The 18766-nt window shown below is 67.7% G+C and carries 15 protein-coding genes; 10 read left to right on the top strand and 5 right to left on the bottom strand.

Annotated elements, in window-relative coordinates:
• Positions 1-21: 21 nt before the first annotated feature.
• Complete coding sequence (locus YIM_RS11575) at positions 22-1194, bottom strand: nucleotide disphospho-sugar-binding domain-containing protein (protein ID WP_194240121.1); 1173 nt, start codon at positions 1192-1194, stop codon at positions 22-24.
• 309 nt (positions 1195-1503) lie between these two features.
• On the opposite strand from YIM_RS11575, the gene YIM_RS11580 reads away from it, so the two are divergent.
• Positions 1504-2856, top strand: a complete 1353-nt coding sequence (locus YIM_RS11580; protein ID WP_228004678.1) for an NDP-hexose 2,3-dehydratase family protein — start codon at positions 1504-1506, stop codon at positions 2854-2856.
• Positions 2857-2886: 30 nt separating this feature from the next.
• Positions 2887-3840 (top strand): Gfo/Idh/MocA family protein, encoded by a 954-nt coding sequence (locus YIM_RS11585; protein ID WP_153030356.1) that lies wholly within the window; start codon positions 2887-2889, stop codon positions 3838-3840.
• 76 nt (positions 3841-3916) lie between these two features.
• Here YIM_RS11585 and rfbA read toward each other — a convergent pair whose 3' ends face one another.
• Together rfbA and YIM_RS11595 are read right to left on the bottom strand one after the other, a co-directional pair.
• Positions 3917-4798, bottom strand: a complete 882-nt coding sequence (gene rfbA, locus YIM_RS11590) for a glucose-1-phosphate thymidylyltransferase RfbA (protein WP_153030357.1) — start codon at positions 4796-4798, stop codon at positions 3917-3919.
• A 36-nt stretch (positions 4799-4834) separates the two neighbouring features.
• Positions 4835-5245 carry a nitroreductase family deazaflavin-dependent oxidoreductase gene (locus YIM_RS11595; RefSeq protein WP_153030358.1) on the bottom strand — a complete coding sequence of 137 codons (411 nt, stop codon included), beginning with the start codon at positions 5243-5245 and terminating at the stop codon, positions 4835-4837.
• A 535-nt stretch (positions 5246-5780) separates the two neighbouring features.
• Between YIM_RS11595 and YIM_RS50000 the strand changes: the two genes are divergently transcribed.
• Positions 5781-5924: a SapB/AmfS family lanthipeptide gene (locus tag YIM_RS50000; RefSeq protein ID WP_153030359.1), complete on the top strand. Its 144-nt coding sequence runs from the start codon at positions 5781-5783 to the stop codon at positions 5922-5924.
• 321 nt (positions 5925-6245) lie between these two features.
• Complete coding sequence (locus YIM_RS11605; protein WP_228004679.1) at positions 6246-7307, top strand: hypothetical protein; 1062 nt, start codon at positions 6246-6248, stop codon at positions 7305-7307.
• On the opposite strand, the gene YIM_RS50005 is transcribed toward YIM_RS11605, so the two are convergent.
• Positions 7213-7896 carry an SEFIR domain-containing protein gene (locus tag YIM_RS50005; RefSeq protein WP_153030360.1) on the bottom strand — a complete coding sequence of 228 codons (684 nt, stop codon included), beginning with the start codon at positions 7894-7896 and terminating at the stop codon, positions 7213-7215. The genes YIM_RS11605 and YIM_RS50005 overlap by 95 nt on opposite strands.
• Here YIM_RS50005 and YIM_RS11615 point away from each other — a divergent pair.
• From YIM_RS11615 to YIM_RS11630, 4 genes are all read left to right on the top strand, one after another.
• Positions 7852-9255: an SEFIR domain-containing protein gene (locus tag YIM_RS11615; protein ID WP_153030361.1), complete on the top strand. Its 1404-nt coding sequence runs from the start codon at positions 7852-7854 to the stop codon at positions 9253-9255. The two genes, YIM_RS50005 and YIM_RS11615, sit on opposite strands and share 45 nt — an antisense overlap.
• Before the next feature lie 25 nt (positions 9256-9280).
• Complete coding sequence (locus YIM_RS11620) at positions 9281-12214, top strand: DEAD/DEAH box helicase (protein ID WP_194240123.1); 2934 nt, start codon at positions 9281-9283, stop codon at positions 12212-12214.
• Positions 12211-13422 carry a hypothetical protein gene (locus YIM_RS11625; RefSeq protein ID WP_153030363.1) on the top strand — a complete coding sequence of 404 codons (1212 nt, stop codon included), beginning with the start codon at positions 12211-12213 and terminating at the stop codon, positions 13420-13422. The genes YIM_RS11620 and YIM_RS11625 overlap by 4 nt, the downstream gene beginning before the upstream one ends.
• An 85-nt stretch (positions 13423-13507) precedes the next feature.
• Positions 13508-15370 carry a hypothetical protein gene (locus YIM_RS11630; protein ID WP_153030364.1) on the top strand — a complete coding sequence of 621 codons (1863 nt, stop codon included), beginning with the start codon at positions 13508-13510 and terminating at the stop codon, positions 15368-15370.
• Between the two features lie 20 nt (positions 15371-15390).
• Here the strand turns inward: YIM_RS11630 and YIM_RS11635 are convergent, their stop codons facing one another.
• On the bottom strand, positions 15391-16368 hold the full coding sequence (locus YIM_RS11635; protein ID WP_194240124.1) for an SEFIR domain-containing protein: 978 nt from the start codon (positions 16366-16368) through the stop codon (positions 15391-15393).
• Positions 16369-16547: 179 nt separating this feature from the next.
• On the opposite strand from YIM_RS11635, the gene YIM_RS11640 reads away from it, so the two are divergent.
• The gene (locus YIM_RS11640) at positions 16548-17117 is read left to right on the top strand and encodes a toll/interleukin-1 receptor domain-containing protein (RefSeq protein WP_153030366.1); all 570 of its coding nucleotides are present in this window, start codon (positions 16548-16550) and stop codon (positions 17115-17117) included.
• 3 nt (positions 17118-17120) lie between these two features.
• Positions 17121-18734 (top strand): KGGVGR-motif variant AAA ATPase, encoded by a 1614-nt coding sequence (locus tag YIM_RS11645; protein ID WP_153030367.1) that lies wholly within the window; start codon positions 17121-17123, stop codon positions 18732-18734.
• Positions 18735-18766 lie beyond the last annotated feature (32 nt).

Below are 18766 nucleotides of genomic sequence, written 5' to 3' on the forward strand. Positions count from 1 at the left end.
CGTCACTTCCGGTGGCCGCGCTCAGCGCTCGTCGGCGAAGGCCGGTCGTCCGGCGGCCAGCTCGCCCAGTTCGTGGGCGACCCGATGCTGGGGGACGGCCGCTTCCATCTCCGCGCGCATCTTCGCGGCCGCGGCCTTGAAGCTCGGGTCGGTCAGCATGGTGGTGATGGTCTTGCGAATGCCGGCGACGTCCTCCTGCTCGGCGCGGCTGGCCAGCGAAACCCCCGCGCCCGCGTCGGCCAGGCCCTGGCCGTAGTCGAAACTGTTGCCCCACTGGGGAAGCACCAGCACCGGCACGCCCAGCGCGGCGGCGGTCATCCCGGTCGCCGTGCCGCCGTGGTGGATCACCAGGTCGCAGCTTTCCAGGAACAGGTTGAGCGGCAGGTACTCGGCCACCCTGACGTGCTCGGGGAACGGGCCGAGCAGCTTCCGGTTCGCCGGGCTGAGCGTCACCACGATTTCCGCGTCGGACTCGGGAATTCCCTCCAGCGCGTCCATCACCGCGCGGAACGGCCGCGGCCCGGTCATCGCGGTCACGCTGCCGAAGGTCACGCAGACCCTCGGCTTGGTCTTCGGCTCGCGGACCCAGTCCGGGAGCACGCCGGTCCCGTTGTAGGGCAGATACCGGATCTTCACCCCCGGCCGGGCGTCGACGGCCTGCAGAGACGCCGGGACCGGGTCGAGTACCAGGTCCGGCTCGGTGAGGCCGGGCAGGCCGAGTTCCTCGCAGACCGGCGCGAGCAGCTCGCGGCTCTTCTCCTCGAACGGGCCGGTGAGCGGCACCACGCAGGCGTGGTAGTGCACCGCGGGCGCCTTCACCGCGGCACCGAGAAGCCAGCCCAGCAAGGACATGCTGTCCACCAGCACCAGGTCCGGCTGCCAGTCTTCGGCCAGTTCCAGGTACTTCCCGATCAGGCCGGCGGCGTGCGGGACGAACGACTTCGCGCACTCCTCCCACCAGATCCGGCCTTCCTCGGTGGTCCGGCTCGCCATGGCCTCGACCGGGAACAGGTCGGGGGAGAGTGCCACGTCGCTGTCGCCGGACAGGTCCACCGGCTTGCCGATCTCGGCGAAGTTGAGGCCGGCGCTGAGCGTGGCCACCCGGATGTCCGGATCACCGGCGACGAGGACCTCGTGGCCCGCGCTGCGCAGGGCCCAGCAGATCGGCACCATCTCGGTCAGGTGGGTACTCATGAACAGGGGTGTTACCAGTACCTTCATTTTCTCCACTCCAGCCTCGGAATTGGCGCGGTTCCGCTGGTGATTGTGCTCCCGTGTGCTCGCCGCGCACTGAACGAGCGATCGACTTTTCCCGCTGTCGAAGGCATTTTCCGTTTCCCGCCGGGATTTCGCTGCGACCGGGCGGCGAGCGGGCCGGTTCACACTGAGCGGCGTGACGTCGATGATCGGAGGAATGCCATGCGCCGTACGGCCACGGAACTGAGGCCCTATCTACGGTCGGATGACAGAATCGGCCGCAGGTTCCTGGAATCGGCCGCGACGATGCACAGTCCGCAGGCCGGCAGCCTCGACGACGTGCGGGCGTGGCTGGCCGAGCGGGCCGCGCACGACGCGCCTGCCATCCACCGGTTGCCGCTGGCGGAACTGGACGACTGGAACATCTCGCCGGTCACCGGTGATCTCCGGCACGACAGCGGTGCCTTCTTCCGCATCGGCGGGCTGAAGGTGGAGAGCCCGGACACCCCGGTGACCAGCTGGGGCCAGCCGATCATCCACCAGCCGGAGATCGGCATTCTCGGCATCCTGGTCAAGCAGATCGACGGGGTGCTCTGCCTGCTGATGCAGGCGAAGATGGAGCCGGGCAACGTCAACACCGTCCAGCTTTCGCCGACCGTGCAGGCCACCCGCAGCAACTACCGCCGGGTGCACGGCGGTTCGGCGACCAGGCACCTCGACTACTTCGCCGATCTCGCCGGCGGCCGGGTGCTGGTCGACGTGCTGCAGTCCGAGCAGTGCTCGATCTTCTACAAGAAGCGCAACCGGAACATGATCGTCGAGGTGACCGAGGACATCCCGATCGACGACTCCTACCGCTGGCTCACCCTCGGTCAGGTGCGGACGCTGCTGAACGAGAACAACGTGGTCAACATGAACACCCGCAGCGTGCTGTCCAACCTTCCGCTGAACGCGCTGTCCAACGAGAAGGAAGCCCGCGACGACACCTTCTCCGCGGCCATGCTCGCCTCGCTGGCCGACCAGGACTACACGCTGGAAGTGCAGAACTGGTTCAACCACATCAAGGGCAGCGCGGTCTTTGCCGCCGATCCCGTCCCGCTGAAGGAACTCGCCGACTGGAAACGGTCCGAAATGGACGTAAGTCACCGAAGCGGCCGGTTCTTCAGCGTGATCGGGATCTCGGTGGGCTCGGCCGGTCGCGAGGTGGCGAGCTGGCACCAGCCGCTGATCGCCCCGCACGGTCAGGGCGTGGTCGCTTTCCTGGTCAGCCGGGCCCGCGGCAGGCTGGAAGTGCTGGTGCAGGCCAAGATCGAGGCGGGAACGCGGGACGTCGCCGAGCTGAGCCCCACCGTGCAGGGCATTCCGGAGAGCTACGGGGACCTGCCGTCGGCCGCCCGGCCGCGCTTCCTCGACCTGGTGCTCTCCGCCAAGCCGGAGCAGATCCGGTACGACACGGTGCTTTCCGAGGAGGGCGGCCGGTTCTACCACGCCCAGCACCGGTACATGGTGGTCGAGGTCGGTGCCGACGTGCGTGACGAGACTCCGCCGCCGAACTACCACTGGGCCACGATGGGCCAGCTCGCCGAGCTGATCCGGCACAGCGGTTACGTCAACATCGAGGCACGCACGCTGATCGCCGGCATGCACACACTGTGGTGAACCACCGGCCGCGCGAAGAAAGAGGCTGACATGCGCCGACTGACCATCGGGGTACTCGGCTGCGCGGCCATCGCCCGCCGCCACGCGCTCCCCGCCCTGCTCGCCGAGCCGGGCGTGGAGCTGGTGGCGGTGGCCAGCCGCGCTGCGGACAAGGCCGCCGAGTTCGCCGCGGAGTTCGGCACCACGCCGGTCACCGGTTACCAGCGGCTGCTGGACCGGCCGGACGTCGACGCGGTCTACGTCCCGTTGCCGCCGGGCCCGCGCGCGGAATGGATCCACCGGGCGCTGGCCGCGGGAAAGCACGTCCTGGCGGAGAAGCCGCTGACCACCGGTCTCGCCGACGCGGAGAAGCTCGTCGCCCACGCGCGCGAGCGGAGCCTGGTGCTGATGGAGAACTTCGCGTTCGTGCGGCACCGGCAGCTGGAGGTGGTGCGGGAGCTGCTGGCCGACGGGGCGATCGGTGAGCTGCGGCAGTTCACCGGGGAGTTCGGCTTCCCGCCGTTGAGCCCCGGTGACATCCGGTACCAGCGCGAACTCGGTGGCGGCGCGCTGCTCGACGCCGGGGTCTATCCGATCAGGGCGGCGAGCCTGTTCCTCGGGCCGGAGTTGCGGGTGGCCGGTGGCTCACTGGTCACCGATCACGCGCTCGGCGTGGACGTCGGCGGGGCGGCGCTGCTGACCTCGCCGGACGGGGTGCCCGCCCAGCTTTCCTTCGGTTTCGGCCGTGCGTACCGGTGTGCCTGCACCCTGTGGGGCAGTGAGGGCAGGCTGACCCTCTCGCGGGTGTACAGCGCCCCGCCGGGTCTGGCGCCGCCGCTGCTGCTGGAGCGGCAGGGCACCACCGAGGAGCGGGCGCTGCCCGCGGACAACCAGTTCAGGAAGATCTTCCGCGCCTTCGCCGACGCGGTGGCGGCGGGCACGGACACCGGCGCCGAGATCCTGACGCAGGCGGCGCTGGTGGAATCCGTTCGCGCGCGGGCGTGAGCGGAAGCCCGCCCGAGTTCCACGCGGCAGGCGGCAAAGCGGCCCTGATCGCTCCGGTGCGGGAGCGATCAGGGCCTCAGTTGCCCGCGCCCCAGTTCTTGGCCAGCTTCATCACATACCGGCCATAGTCCGATTTGGACAGTTTCAGGCCGAGTTCGTAGCACGCGTCGGCGTCGATGAAACCCATGCGCAGTGCGATTTCCTCGAGGCAGGCGATGTAGACCTGCTGCCGGGTTTCGAGCACGTGCACGAACTGGCTCGCGGAGAGCAGCGCCTCGGGGGTGCCGGTGTCCAGCCAGGTGAAGCCGCGGCCGAGGTCGATCATGGTGGCCTTGCCGTCGGCGAGGTAACGCAGGTTGACGTCGGTGATCTCCAGCTCGCCGCGCGCGGAGGGCTGGATGTTCTTGGCGATGTCGACGACGTTGTTGTCGTAGAAGTACAACCCGGTGATGGCCCGGTCGGACCGCGGGCGCGTCGGCTTCTCCTCGATGGAGATCAGCTTGCCATCGGCGTCCACCTCACCGACGCCGTAGCGCTCCGGGTCGTGCACCTGGTAGCCGAACAGCACGCAGCCGTCCAGCGAGCGCGAGATCTCCCGGAGCATGGGGGAGAACCGGGGCCCGTGGAAGACGTTGTCCCCGAGGATCAGCGCGACCGAGTCGTCGCCGATGTGGTCGGCGCCGAGCACCAGCGATTCGGCGATGCCGTTCGGGTGCGCCTGTGCGGTGTAGGTGATCCGCAGGCCGAGCTGCGAGCCGTCCCCGAGCAGCCGCTCGAACTGCGGCAGGTCGTCCGGATTGGAGATGATCAGGATGTCGGTGATCCCGGCCAGCATCAGGGTGGAGAGCGGGTAGTAGATCGTCGGTTTGTCGTACACCGGGATCAGTTGCTTGCTGATCGCGAGCGAGGTCGGGTGGAGGCGAGTTCCGCTGCCACCGGCGAGCACGATGCCTTTCATTCTTGCAGCACCCATTTCACAATCGGGGAAGCGGAGTCAGACCCGCTCGAGCACGACCACGGGGATCTGGCGCTGGGTCCTGGACTGGTACTCCTCGTAGTCCGGCCAGGCCGCGGTCATCTTGGCCCAGAGCGCGGCCCGCTCGGCGCCGTCGGCGGTGCGCGCCCGCACGGGGAACTTGTCGGCCATCACCTGGACCAGCGCGTCCGGGTCGGCCAGCAGGTTGAAGTACCAGTCGGGGTGCCGGTCAGCGCCACCGCGGGAAGCCACCACGACGTAGGCGCCGTCGTAGTCCTGGTAGACCAGCGCGCGCTTGCGGGCGGCCCCGGTCCGGCGTCCGGTGGTGGTGAGGATCAGCGTGGTGGGGGCGTTTTCCCAGCCCTCGCCGACTTCGCCGTCGGTCTCCTCGTAACGGCGAACGTGCTCGTCCTCGAACAACGTCGTCATTTTGTTCTCCTTCCCGAATTCCCTCCGGACACTATTGCGGCGCACCGGTTTCACGAACGAATATCGAGCCCTAGGGGGCGGTCTTAGGGGGCCCCGCGATCTCCGGGCGGGCCGATGGCCGACCGTCCGGGCCGGACTCACTAGGGGTTGCGGTGAGCCTTTGCCGTGGCGGCGGTTCGTCCGCCCGGTGGTCACGAGTGCGGGCCTTCGCGGTGTCGTCGGTGCACCCGGGCGCACCAGCGCCGGTGAGGGTGACTTCGGCGCACCCCCGGCCGCGGCAACGTCCACCCGGTCGAGAGCAGAAGTGCTCCCCATTTCGGTACAGTTGATCCACGTCACAAGTCGGCTTCGTTCCCGTGTTGCGGCATCCGGGTGAATCGGGTGACCCGCATCGGTGACTTCGCCGAATGGTCGCCAAGCTCTCCCGATTGAGTGAAGGAAGCGCGAGAATCCGCGACGTCATTGCCTGTGGTGAATTCAGGTTCTAAAGTTTGTCGTCGACCGGTTCAGCAAAGGCCAGAAGAAAGGGATTGCCATGGAGGCGGTTCTCGAGCTGCAAGCACTTCAAGCCGTCGACACCGACAATGCGAACCCATCGCCGGACGTCGCTCATTGCTCGCACGTGAGCCTGCTCGTGGGCTGCCACGCCAGCACTCTCAGCCTGCTGACCTGCCACTGAGATTTCCCGCGAAGCCGGGCGTCCGCGTTCGAATCCGATCGCGGGCGTCCGGCCTTTCTGTTGTTCCCGGCCGGTTTTGTGGTGCCGGACGGCACGTCGCGACGCGGCGCCGTCGGCGAGCAGGATCCTGCCCCGGCTCCGGCAAACGAACTAGTGCAGATCGTCTTCGGCAAAGCCGTCGGAAATTGTTTCCTGCCCGCGCCTTCTTCCCGGGAGTAAGGCACGGCATAACGATCCTGAATGGCGCTGGTTGACCGGCTGGACACGGTGCGTGGCGGTGGCGAGTATGAGTGCTTCGTAGGAGCCGCGTGGGAGGTTTGGGTGAACGTGAGCGCGACGCTGCTGGTGCAGGAACTGAAGCTGTTGCGGAAGGGGCGGGGGATTTCCGCGACCCGGCTCGGGCAACGCGTCGGCCCGGCATTGCGGCAGGTCTGCCAGATTTCCGACGGTGAGGACGTCGCGGAGATCCGGCGCAAGGTCACCGACCGGCTGCACGCGCTCATCGCCCCGCTGCCCGCCGACCTGAACACGGTGGTGCTGGCCGCCATGGGCCTGCACGAGCAGGCGCGGAACCCGTTCTACCAGGAGCGGGTCCACTGGGCCGCCAGAAAACTGAACCGCGACGACCGGACGATCCGCCGTCGCATCGACGAAGGCATCGAGCAGGTCGCGGAACTGGCCTTCGCCCCGGACCCGGCGGCGCGGCCAGGGCACCCGAGCCGCAGCTGGCACACCGAAAGCCTGCGGGTGACGCTGTCACTGGACCAGCCGGTTCCGGAAGCGTTCGAATTCCGCCGGATAATCGCCGACGCCGACGACATCACCGAACTGGACCTCGCACTGACGCTGACCGCCTCGGCCGGGCAGACCGGCTCGGTGGGGTATGACGATCTCCAGGTGGATGTCTTCCACGGTGGCATGCTGGTCGGCCGGGCGATGGAATCCAGCGACCGGGTCCGCTTGACGTTGAAGCTGCCCGCTCCGCTGCGCCGCGGGCAGCGGCACGACATCACCCTGCGTTTCCGGGCCGTGCTGCGCTACCCGCATTACGTTTGCGTACCGCGACATCCGGTCGACTCGTTCGAACTGCACGTCCGGTTCGCTCGTCCGGTGCCGTGGGAGGTCCGGCGTCTGGACAAGGCTTTCCAGGAGGACGCCAAGAACCCCTCGGTAATCGGTGACGTGTTGAGCCCGGATGCCTCGGGTGAGGTTTACACCGAATTCCACGACTTGGAGCCCGGATTCGCCTACGGAGTTCGCTGGTGCCCCCTGGACCTGGCCGACGCCATCACCTCAGCTCCGGCTGGGCACCTGGCCCGGAACGAGGCGGTAGATGAGGGCGCTGTCCCAGCGGTGGAGGGACGTGGCCAGGCTGCTCGGTGATGGCACGCAGCAGCTGCTCCGCTCCTGCCTCGGTGAACTCGGTTACTACGTAATGATCGGCCGCATAGGGTTGGAGGAACCGAGGAATCCCGTCGATGTGCTGACCAGGCAAGATAACCGGTAGTATCTTCGCCGTCCAGCCCGGCCGGTCTCCCTGGAGGAAATCGCGCAGCAGGGCGGCCTCCCACTGCCCGCCGCGGTTCCGGTCGGCAGGTCCAGTTCCATCACCCATCCGGCGGTAACCTTCCGAGGCGATGACGATTACGTGGCTGGACACCTCCAGCCCGGTCAGCATCCACGCGTACCAGTCTTTCCGCCGCACATTCGCCCAGACATCGATGATCGGTTCGATGCCTTTGCCCGCCAGGAAGGAAGCGAAGTCCTCGACGCGCCGGCAATGGTACTCGCTGTCATGAGTGTACGAGACGAATACCGGTGGGTGTTCGCGGAAGGGCATGGCGCACGATAACAATGCCGAGCCTTGTTTGGTGATCCGCCCGCGGTTGCGGTACGACTGATCAGGGCTGGCGGAGGAGGGGCGGCAATGGTTTCGGAATCGGGTGCGGGCGAATCCTCGCCCCGAGTGCATGTCTCCTACGCCAGCGACTCGCCGGAGCACCAGGCTCTCGTCATCGACTTCATCACGTTCCTCCGCGGCGAGGCCGGGGTCGACGCGCGGCTCGACGTGTGGGCGGGGGACATCCGGCGGGATCGCGTTGCGTGGACGGTGGAACAGTTCGAGTCGTCCGACTTCATCCTGGTGATCGCCTCGCCCGAGTACGGGCGGCTCGGGGACGGAGTGCTGGCCGGGCTCGAAAACGCGTTGATCAACAACAGGATCGGGCGGGATCTCGCCGATGCGACCCGCCGGATCCTCCCGGTGCTGCTGCCCGGTCGGTCCGCTGAGGAAATTCCGCCGGCGCTCTGCGCCTACTCGGCCACCTACTACCCGATCCACGAATTCACCCTCGACGGAGTCCGGGGTCTGCTTCGGGTGTTGCACGGCGCACCTGAACACGTGATGCCACCACTCGGTACCTTCTTGCCGCCTGTTCCCGGTGCGGAACCGATCCTGGTCGTGAAGGACCAGCAACCGCCGAGCCCGGCGCCACGACTGCGCGCCGGTTGCGAAGCCGCGATCGGTGGCCGGCGTTACCTGGTCCACGGTGACCTGTTCGAAGAGCGGACCACTCCGGACGGAGCCGCGGTACACCGCTACGCCAGAGCACTACGGCTCGGCTCACCGCACCAGCATGTCTGGCTTCGGCAGGTCGAGGTCCGGCAGGAAACACCGACGGTCGCGACCGCCCTGGCCGCGCTGACCCGTGAACGCGACCTGCTCGCCGCGCCGACCGGTCAGCGGCGTGGCATGCCCAGGCTGCTCGAGCTGGCCGAGGACGCCGAGACGACCACCTTGGCGACTGCCTGGCCGTCGTCCAGGAGCGGTGGTCCGTGCGACACGCTCGACCTGTTCCTCCCCGACCCCGGCGAAATCCCCGACGGTCTGCGCATCACGGGATTTCTGCGTGCGCTCGCCGGGCTGTGCCATCTCCTGGCAGTCATGCACGACCGGAACACGCCGCATCGGTACCTGTCGCCGGCTGGGATCTTCCGGCACGACGACGGGCGGCTCGCACTTCGTGATCTGGGCTTGGCCGCGGCTCCGTTCGAACCGGGAGAAGGACCGAGCGCGTATCGGGCGCCGGAACAGGGGCGGCGCCGCCCGGGACAGGTCGGTCCGTGGACCGACGTCTACCAGGTCGCCGCTGTGGTCTACCACCTGGCGACCGGGCATTCTCCGACTCGGTCGAACCCCGTGCCGCTGCGTGCTTTCGCCCTCGCGTTGCCACCTGAGACGGCGGCAGCGGTCGATGCGGGGCTCGCCACCGACACGGCTGGGCGGCCCAGCGTCGCCGATCTCGCCGTCGCGCTCGAACGCGCGGGATGACACCGTTGACGAGGAGGGAGCGGGGTTGTTTTCCGTAGTGGATCTGCCGATGCCGATCGCGTTGGTGCCCGGGCGGCCGCTGGAAGGAAAGCTTCGTCGGCTGGTCGATGAGTACCCGGGTATGCCGCGTGGGGTTTCGGAGGTCGTCGCCGAGTTGAACACCCGCCCGCAGGGCGTCGCCGCGCGAGTGGAGGAACCGTGGAACGGCGGCGACCGGAGCCTGCTGCTGTACAGCCGCGACTACGTGGTGCGGTTGTTCGAAAGCCGGTCTGGGGACGCGTACACGGTGGCCGCGGTCAATCCGTTGCGGTTGACCGACCACGATCGATTGGCACAGGGGTGTCTACTGCTGCGCGCCGATTGGCACGCGGTATTCGAACTGCGCGCGGTGCGGGAGGGGTTTCACGCGCAGTGGGAGCACGTCCAATCCCGCTGGGCGGAACTGGTGAAGCAACTGGGCGACCGACGAGAGAGCCCGGCACTCAGCGATGCGCAGACCGCTTATCTTGACACGCTCACCCGCGTGATCGACGCAACGCAGCGGATCGGTCGGGAGAAGGTGGTGGCTGCCCCGACGTACCCGTATCGGGAGATCGCGGCCGTGGGGGAGCGGCGGTTCAGCGGGGCGGCCCACTATGCCTTCACGGTGGTGGGCGACCGACTCCCCGAACGTGAGCAGTTCGTCGCGGTGCGGACCGATCTGGGTCCCCGCGGCCAGGTGATCCGGATTGACGACGACCGGGTGGTCGTCCGGTTCGACGAACCGGTCGATTGGGGCCGCTTGCCACGGCAGGGCGAGCTGGAGGAGACGACCAACGGCGTCGTACACGCCAAGCGACGTGAGGCGGTGAAGATGCTGCGGACTCGGGAGTCTCGGCACCCGACCCTGTTGTCCGTGCTGGTGGAGAACCGCGTCCAGCCACTTCGAACAGTCCAGGTGGTGCCGCGGGAAGGCCTGGATGAAGACCAGCTCACCGCGTTCCGCAGGTCGCTCGGAGTGCAGGACCTCATGCTGGTGCTCGGACCGCCCGGTACCGGCAAAACGCGGACGATCTGTGAGATCGCGCTGGCGCAGGCGCTGGACCGGTCCCGCGGACCGGTGCTCGTCGCCTCGCACACGAACCGGGCGGTGGACAACGTACTGGCCAAGCTCCCGAGTGACGTCGTAGTGGTGCGCGTCGGCAACGAGGGCAAGGTCGATCGCGAGGCCGTTCCGTTCCTGCTCGAGCAGTTGGCCGCCGACCTGCGCGGCGAGGTCATCGGCTCGGTGGCCGGCGCGCTCCGCGGATACGCGGGCTTGCAGACCGCCGGCCAGTGGGTGCCGGAACTCGACCGCCGGACCGAGGCACTGGGCGAGGCCTTGCGTAACTGGGACTCAGCGAACTCCGAGCTGGACCGGCTTCGCCGCGCGGCAGGTGGTCCAGCACAGGCGAGAGTGACCGAGCTGAGCGCCGACGCGGCGAGGCAGGGAGAGCGGGTAGTTCGGCAAAACGCGAAGATCGACCGGGCGTTGCGACGCGACGGCCGCGCTCGTGCACGCCGATGGTGGCCGCCGTTCCGTGCCTGGGCGCGGGCGGCGGCTCGCGGTCGGGCCCGGCGAATCGGGACGTTGCGGGCGCGGGCAGCCGAGATGACGGAGGTGGTGAACCAGGTTCGAGCTGCCGTGGCTGATGCGGAAGCGGAGTTGGTCGCTGTGACCCGGGACGCGCCCGAGGTGCGCGCGGCGACGGCCGCGGCAGCTGAGGTTCAGCAGCAGATCGTCCGGCACCGGGCCGGTGTGGTCGACGCCGTTCAGCTGATCGGCGCAGCGCTCGCGCCGGTGGATACCCTCCCGTTCCCGTTCCAAGGAGACGCGGTGGCGGTTCTGGGGGCAGCGCGGAGCCTGCACGCCGGGATGGGGCAGCGGTTGGCGAGGCTGAAGGCGCGAGCAGCGCTGCTCGAGAGCTGGCACGCCGAGGTGTCCGGCTCGGTCGAACAGCTCTATCCCGAACTGATCCGTTACGCCGACGTGATCGGCGCGACCTGTGTGGGGGCGGCGTCGCGCCGGGAGATCGCCGGGGTCGAATTCGATCTCGCGATCGTCGACGAGGCCGGGCAGATCGGCACGGCCGACCTGCTGGTGCCGCTCGTGCGTGCGAAGCGCGCGGTGCTGGTCGGTGATCACCGGCAGCTCCCACCGGTGGTGGAGCACGAGGTCGCCGATTGGGCTGCCGAGACGGCCGATGGCGATGTCGCAGCCCTGCTTTCCACGAGTGCGCTCGAGTTGCTCGTCGGCCGGCTACCGGACAGCCACATCGTTCAGCTGACTCGGCAACGGCGCATGCCGGAGGTGATCGCGGACTTCGTCTCCGACATGTTCTACGACGGCATGCTGAGGACGGAAGTGGTCCGGACCCATGACGCGTCGTTGTTCGCCAGCCCGCTCGCCTTCGTGGACACCTGTCGACTGCCGGAGCGGCAGCGCGCGGAATCGCCGGCAGTGCCGGGGAATCGGCGGAGTGGCTGGGTCAACCACGTGGAGGCGAAGCTACTGGTCCTGCTTGCGGAGCGCTACCACCGCCGCGGTGCGGAATGGGCGTTGATCGTGCCCTACGCGGCCCAGAAGAAGCTGATCTCGGAACAGTTGCTGGCGCGGATCCACGACGCCGACGCGATCGCCATGAGCGTCGGCACCGTCGACTCGTTCCAGGGCGGGGAACGCGACGTGATCCTTTACGGGTTCACCAGGAGCAACTCGGACGGCCGGATCGGGTTCCTCGACGAGCTGCGCCGGGCGAACGTCGCGTTCACCCGGGCCAAGCGGCAGTTGGTGCTGGTCGGCGACATGAAGATGTTGCTGCGTGCCGATGATGCCCGGTTCCGGGAGCTGGCCCACTCGTTGCGCGACCACATTCGCGCCACCGGTGACGTGCACCAAGCTGCCGATTTCGCCGCCCGGCTGGAAGGACTGAGGGATTGACCCGCGGGACCGCGTTGCTGCCCTACCCGGAATGGCGCGTACTGGAGGACGCTTTCGGCCGAGGCCTCCAGCCGATGCGGCTGTTCGCTCTGCTGCTGCCCGTCTGGCAGGTCGAGATCAAGGCGGTGGTCGTGGAGGAGGAGCCCTACCAGCTGATCGACCGGTTCATCGAGCGCGGGATCGTCGAAGGCGACCTGGGCAATGTGGACGAATTGGCCCGGTTCTTCGCGTTGGACCCCCCGATCGTCGATCGCGCGCTGCGGTTCCTGGCCGCGATCGGGCACGTCACCTGGCACGACGGCAGACTGCGGCTCACTCGGCTCGGCCTCGACTCCCAGCGCGACCAGGTGTGCTACAAGCTCACCAGGGAAGATCGCCGGAAGCTCTACTTCGACGCGTTCCGCTCGCGACCGCTCGGAAAAGCCTACTACGATGCCAGTTCCGCTCGTTTGCTCTCGCTGCCCGAGGTACGGGCGGCGGCATCCGGTGGTTACCGGCGGTTTCTCATGCTCGGCGTGCAGAGCGGGTTCCGGCGGGAGGCGTTGGCGGAACTGGCCAACCACGCTGACCGGGAACGCTACAACCTGCCGGTTCGGATAGCGCAGGCGCAAAGCCTCGGTGAAGATCTGGTCTACTTGCCACTGTACGTTGTGCGCGCGATCGAAAAGAACGGTCGGCCACGCTATCTCGCCTACAGTCAGCCTGCTGACGGGGCTGATCCCGAGCTGACCGAACTCTGCGAGGATAGTGCGGAGATCTCCGGCCTCCTGAACCGGGAAGAAATCGCCAACGGATCGGAGTCACCGGAAGAGCAGATCGCCGCATGGTTGCGGCGGAAGGGGCTGGAGAAGTTCCGACCGGCCAGGGAAGACGATGGTAGTTGGCAGCTCACCCTGCCGTCGGAGGCATTCAAGCCGGTGGGGCCGCTGCCGCTGAACTTGCTCGGCTCCTTCCAAGCGTTGACCACCTGTGTGGTCCGTCTCCGCTGCGATGACAAGGCGGCTCGGGAACGCACTCTGCTGCGACGCGCTGATTTCTATCTGACGCCCCGGTCGCGCATCACCGCGAGCGACGTCGAAACGTGGGTCGGCCGTACCGCGCGTCAGCTGGATCTCGCGGTGAACGTGTCGGAATTGTGTGAACTGGCTGCCAAATCCGGAAAGAATGGACTCGTCGACCGCATCAAGGACTTGTGGTCAGAAACATGACAGGTGGGACGAGTATGGGTCAATAATGGCGCTTTGCCATTTTGTGCTGGCGTCGGCCGTGGGCTTCTCTCTACGTTCCGGGGGCATGACCCATGAAAGCATGGAAGTTCCGCTGCCGAAGTTGAATCTGGCCGACCTGAAACCCTATCTTTCGGTGATACTGCTGGAATGCGCAGCCGAGGATCCGGAAGTGGCCTTCGATGCCCTGCGCCGGTTCCTGCGCAGGACCGCGCTCGATCCTGGGCGGGCGGACGAAGCCCGGCTCCTCGCCGAAGTGGCTCTGCGGCCGGGCGACCTCGACGAAGACATCGGCGCGGTGGAAGGGCTGGGTGTCGAGCACGTAGTCGGCATCGCACGTGAGGTGAGGCGGGTTCCGAGCTGGGCGGAGCGGGATGCGGGCTTCGCCGACGTGCTCAACCAACTGTCCGTCGCGGTTCGGCGCAACCGACTGGTCGCGGTGTATTCGACGATCACCACGGACAACCGGATCAGCCACTGGATCCGCCAGGAGGCGGCGCCGTTCCGGCTCGTCCCGGCGGTCCGGCTGGCTGACACCTTCCGCGGTGACGGCAAGATGCTGTGGCTGCGTGGAGTGCACCGCCCGCGCCGCACCAAGCCGGACAGCAAGGCGCTGGGCGGGATGCGCGTTCAGGAAACGCTGAATTCCATCGAGGACGGTACCTACGCGTTGTCGGCCGCCAAGGTCGCTTACCTGCCGGAGGACGAGAACGCCCTGTTACGTGACCTGATCACCGTTTCGCCTGCCAACTCCCGGGTCTGGTGGAAGCGGACCTCGCACTTCGCGATGTTCCTCGCGGCGGTGAGCGAGGTGCTCGACACGGTTGAGAAAGCATTGAGCGCGGGGGAGGACCCCGCGCCCCAGTTCTCGGAACTCGCTGTGCCCGAGACCGAGCTTGACAGGGTGCGCGGAGCCTTCGAGGTCATGGTCCGAGATCCCGAGCACGTGCACGGTGATCCGGTTGCCGCGGACGACCGGGACGAGCAGGCCGAATTCGTGCGCTCGGCCATCATCGCGGTTCGTGGTGACGCGGCTTCTGCCCAGGCGTTCGTCGATGTCGGTCGGCAGGGAGCGGTAGCGGGCACCTTGGTGCTCAAGCCGGTCAAGAACGGCGAACGCGTCCAGCTCGACGTGCGATACAGCGGGGAACCTTCGGCGGAGGCCCTCGCCCGCGAGGTCAAGGCGGCCATCGCGGAAGAAGACCTGGTCACCGTGTACTACGAGTCGGGACATCTGTTCGACAACGGCCAGGTGGTTCGGCAGAACCTGGCGTCCAGTCCGTTCCCCAATCTGCTCTTCGAGGACTTCTCCGGGTTCGCGATCATGAAGGAGAAGCCGAACGCGCGGGGTGACCAGGCGATCCACAACGCGATCGCGACCAACGGGGACGACTCGCTGTTCGCGTGGGTCGTCCGACGGTTCAGCACCGGCTGGTTGCTGTGCGACGACGGGGCCGGTGAGATCGCCGACTTCCTGCATCTGACCGACGACGGCACGCTGACCGCCATCCACGTCAAGGCCGCCCACCACGCCGGTCCCGGCAGGCGCATCGCGGTGACGCCGTTCGAACAGGTGGTCAGCCAGGCGGAGAAGAACATCCGGCTGCTCGACACGGACCTGCTGGTGGACCGCCTGAGTACGCCGCGCATCCAGGCCCCCGCCGCCTGGTACGCGGGCAACCGGATCACCAGTGCGGAATTCGTCCACCAACTCAGGGCCAGGGTGGCCACCGACCGGACGAAGGTGACCATCGTCCAGCCCCATCTGTTGCGCACTTCGTACGAGAAGGCGCGGGCCGCACTCGGGAACGGCGAGTCGGCCAGGAGCCGGGATGCGTGCGCGCTGATATTGCTCGACAACGTCCTGCACAGCACGCGACGGACGGTCACCGCGCTCTGGGACGACCTGTTCGTGATCGGCTGTGAGTAGGACCGGCCGGCCTCCGGCGCTCAGGGGGACAGGCTCGGATTCCCCCACGCCAGCTCCGGAGGCCGGCCCGGCCGGAAGGTGTTCCTCGGCGAGTGCGCCGGGGACGCCCCGGCTCCCGGGCGCGACATTTCCAGGCGTAACTTCAGCGCACCCGTCACGTCGACGTCAACCGCCACCGGCTGGCCGAAGGCCGCCCGGTATTCCTGGTGCTGACTGCCGTCGAGGTAGATGCGGAAGTGCCCGACCTGGAACGGTTCGTCGGCATCGTCGAGCACGCCGACGACCGCGGTCAGCCGCCGGTATTCGGCGCCCAGGTCGAGTTCGACGAAGCCCAGCGGCTCCACCTCACCCGAGATCGGTCGCAGCACGACGCTGTCTGCGTACGCCACACCGTTGATGTGCGCCGTGGCCGAGCGGACGTGCGCGCTGCCCGCCAACCAGGGCAAACCGTTCGCCAGCAGCACCCGGTGCCCGAACGCGGCGGCGCCACCCCGCCACTCGCCTCGTTCGGGCATCGGGTGCGGGCCCTGCCCGGTGATCGCCGCCAGCAGCTCGGCCACCCCTTCGTCGGTGAAGCTGTCGACGTGGAACCTCGTGGTGGAGTATGCGTTGAGGAACGTGGGGATTTCGTCGGCCGACCGGCCGTGCAGCACCACCGGCAGGATGCGTTCCGTCGCGGCGCGCAGGTCCTTGGTCAGCTCGTTGCGGAGCATCGCCGTTTCGAACTGCGAACCCCGCCCGTCATGCGGTGCCGCCGCGCCGTCGGCCCGGCGCTTGTAGTCCGGCGAAGCGATGACCACGACGAAGTCCGCTTCGTTCAACTGCTCGACGGCCCAGGCCGACCAGTCGCGCCGCAGGTTGTCGTACCACTGGTCCAGGTGTACGTCCAAGCCGACGCGGACCCGCAGGAATCTCGCGAAGCGCTCCACGCGTTCCTTGTGCTCCGGTGAATCGTGCGCGTAGGTGACGAACAGTCGCGGTGCTTCTTGGCCGGACATCGGAACTCCCAGGTGATCGGCGCCTGCGTGGGAAACATTCTTTGCCATCGGCGCGGCGGTGGTACCGGGCAGGCGTGATCTGTCCAGGTTCTGTCAAGTTTCTCGTCTGTTTCTCGTCGGCGACGACGACTTACGATCGGCCGATCCGATGATCGGGTACCCGAGGAGCGTCCGCACCGGTGTACGAATACGACGTTTTCATCAGCTATCGGCGCGCGGATCACGCCGTGCCGGCGTGGGTGCACACGCACTTCCACCCCCGGTTGGTGGAGTTGCTGGACCTGCACCTGAGCCGCGAGGCGCGGGTGTTCTGCGACGTGAACGTCGGCGGCGGCGCGCGCTGGCCGGACGAGGTTCGAAAAGCGTTGCTGCGCACCCGGATCCTGGTCCCGGTGTGCTCGCCCAAGTACTTCTACGACGAGTGGTGCCTGGCGGAGTGGTACACGATGGCGAAGCGCGAGGAACTGGCGGGAACCGTGCGAAACCTGATCTACCCGGTCATTTTCTGCGACTCGAAGAACTTTCCCGACTGGGCCCACGAACGGCGCATGCAGGACTTCAGGGCCTGGGCCAAGCCCTACGAGCACTTCCAGGTGTCCATGGACTACCTCGACTTCCACACCGAAGTGACGCGGATCGCCGAGGAGCTGGAAGAACTCATCGAGCTGGCACCGGAGTGGCAGGCCGATTGGCCGGTGGTCACCCCGGTCCCCGCCCAGCCGCCCGCGTCCCGGCTGCCGAGGTTCTGACCGATGCCGGGCACAGTGGTCACCCTCTACTCGTTCAAGGGCGGTGTCGGCCGCAGTTTCACGCTGGCCAACATCGCGGTCCTGCTGGCCCGCTGGGGACATCGGGTGCTGTGCGTGGACTGGGACCTCGAAGCGCCCGGCCTGCCGGACTACTTCCGGCCGCTGCTGCGGGAAGAACCCGCCGGCGGCGTGATCGATCTGGTCGACGACTTTCTCGCGGACACCATCCGTCCCGGGAGCCATGTCACCCCGTTGACGGCGGAGGGAACGCTCGACTTCATCGCCGCCGGCCGCGACGACGTCGACTACGCGCCCCGGCTCCAGGCCATCGACTGGGAAAGCCTGTACGAGCAAGGCTTCGGTGACTACCTCGAGCAGTGCCGAGAGCGGTGGACCGCCGACTACGACTACGTCCTGCTCGACAGCCGCACCGGTATCTCCGACATCGGCGGCATCTGCACCGCGCACCTTCCGGACCAGCTGGTGGTGCTGTACACCGCGAACATGCAGAGCCTGCGCGGCGCGCTCGACATCGCGCAGCGGGCCAACGCGGCCCGCGACCGCCTGCCGTTCGACCGGCCCCGGCTGCCGGTGTTGCCCGTGCTGTCCCGGTTCGACACCCGCGAGGAATACGACCGCTCGGAGAAGTGGCGCGAGACCGCCGTCCAGCTGACCGAAGGCCTGTTCAGCGATTGGCTCCACCGTGCCGTTCCGCCCGAGGTGATGTCCCGGCATCTCACCCTGCCCTACGTCTCCTACTGGAGTTTCGGCGAGCAACTGCCGGTCCTGTTCGAGTCGAGTCCCGGCGCCGACCAGATCGGCTTCGCGTTGGAGACGCTGGCGGCGGTCATCGCGCACCAGCTCGACCGCACCGACCTGCTGGCGGAGAACCGCGACGCCTATGTCGCATCCGCACGCACGGTGCAGCGCGACTTCCTCTACGACCTGAGGATCAGTACCCAGCGGTCCACTTTGGACGTTGCGAAGGAACTGGTCGGCGAGCTGGAACTGCGGGGGTTGAGCGTCGGCAAGTCCATGTCGGGTGACCGGTCGCTGCTGACCAAGAGGGACGACGACGCCCGGCACCTGTGCCTGATCGTCGACCGGAAGGTGAGCCGCTGGCAGGAGGCCGAGGTCGAACTGTTCCTGCACCGGACGCTGGGGCAGAACCGGCGGCTCATCCCCGTGCTCACCGAGGACGCGGAGCCCAACGCGCTGCCGGGCTACCTCGGCAACCTGCGGTACCTGCGGCTGGGGCGGTCCCGCGGCCCAGCCGAGGTGGCGCGCGACCTGGCAGGTCAGCTCAACGGCCACACCTCGCTCGTCGACACCGGCGAGGTCGACCTCGCGAGCGTGTTGCGGCAGGTGGCGCAAGCGCAACTTCGCCCGGTGCTGTGGGAACTGGTCGACGAAGTGGTCCAGGACCTGGTGGTCGCGATCGGTGACGGCGACGCGGTGCGGGCGAAGGAGCTCGCCGCCGACTTGACGATGGTCATCCGGCCACGTGCTTTCACGCGCGACGGCGGTTTCCGCACCGCGTCCGCGGCCACGACGAGAGAGATCGCCTTCGCGCTGCGGGTGCTCGAAGCACGCGCGGTCGACGGGCGTCGTGACTAGTCAGTTTCGTTCACCCGGTGAAAGGGAGCAGG

It is taken from the genome of Amycolatopsis sp. YIM 10 (assembly GCF_009429145.1).
Taxonomy (GTDB): domain Bacteria; phylum Actinomycetota; class Actinomycetes; order Mycobacteriales; family Pseudonocardiaceae; genus Amycolatopsis.

Bases quoted from the DNA above. Each gene is read 5' to 3' on its own strand.
- YIM_RS11580 (WP_228004678.1), top strand. From the start codon at position 1,504: ATGCACAGTCCGCAGGCCGGCAGCCTCGACGACGTGCGGGCGTGGCTG.
- YIM_RS50005 (WP_153030360.1), bottom strand. From the start codon at position 7,896: ATGCACTCGGGGCGAGGATTCGCCCGCACCCGATTCCGAAACCATTGC.
- rfbA (WP_153030357.1), bottom strand. From the start codon at position 4,798: ATGAAAGGCATCGTGCTCGCCGGTGGCAGCGGAACTCGCCTCCACCCG.
- YIM_RS11585 (WP_153030356.1), top strand. From the start codon at position 2,887: ATGCGCCGACTGACCATCGGGGTACTCGGCTGCGCGGCCATCGCCCGC.
- YIM_RS11575 (WP_194240121.1), bottom strand. From the start codon at position 1,194: ATGAGTACCCACCTGACCGAGATGGTGCCGATCTGCTGGGCCCTGCGC.
- YIM_RS11630 (WP_153030364.1), top strand. From the start codon at position 13,508: ATGACCCATGAAAGCATGGAAGTTCCGCTGCCGAAGTTGAATCTGGCC.
- YIM_RS11595 (WP_153030358.1), bottom strand. From the start codon at position 5,245: ATGACGACGTTGTTCGAGGACGAGCACGTTCGCCGTTACGAGGAGACC.
- YIM_RS50000 (WP_153030359.1), top strand. From the start codon at position 5,781: ATGGAGGCGGTTCTCGAGCTGCAAGCACTTCAAGCCGTCGACACCGAC.
- YIM_RS11615 (WP_153030361.1), top strand. From the start codon at position 7,852: ATGGTTTCGGAATCGGGTGCGGGCGAATCCTCGCCCCGAGTGCATGTC.
- YIM_RS11645 (WP_153030367.1), top strand. From the start codon at position 17,121: ATGCCGGGCACAGTGGTCACCCTCTACTCGTTCAAGGGCGGTGTCGGC.
- YIM_RS11635 (WP_194240124.1), bottom strand. From the start codon at position 16,368: ATGTCCGGCCAAGAAGCACCGCGACTGTTCGTCACCTACGCGCACGAT.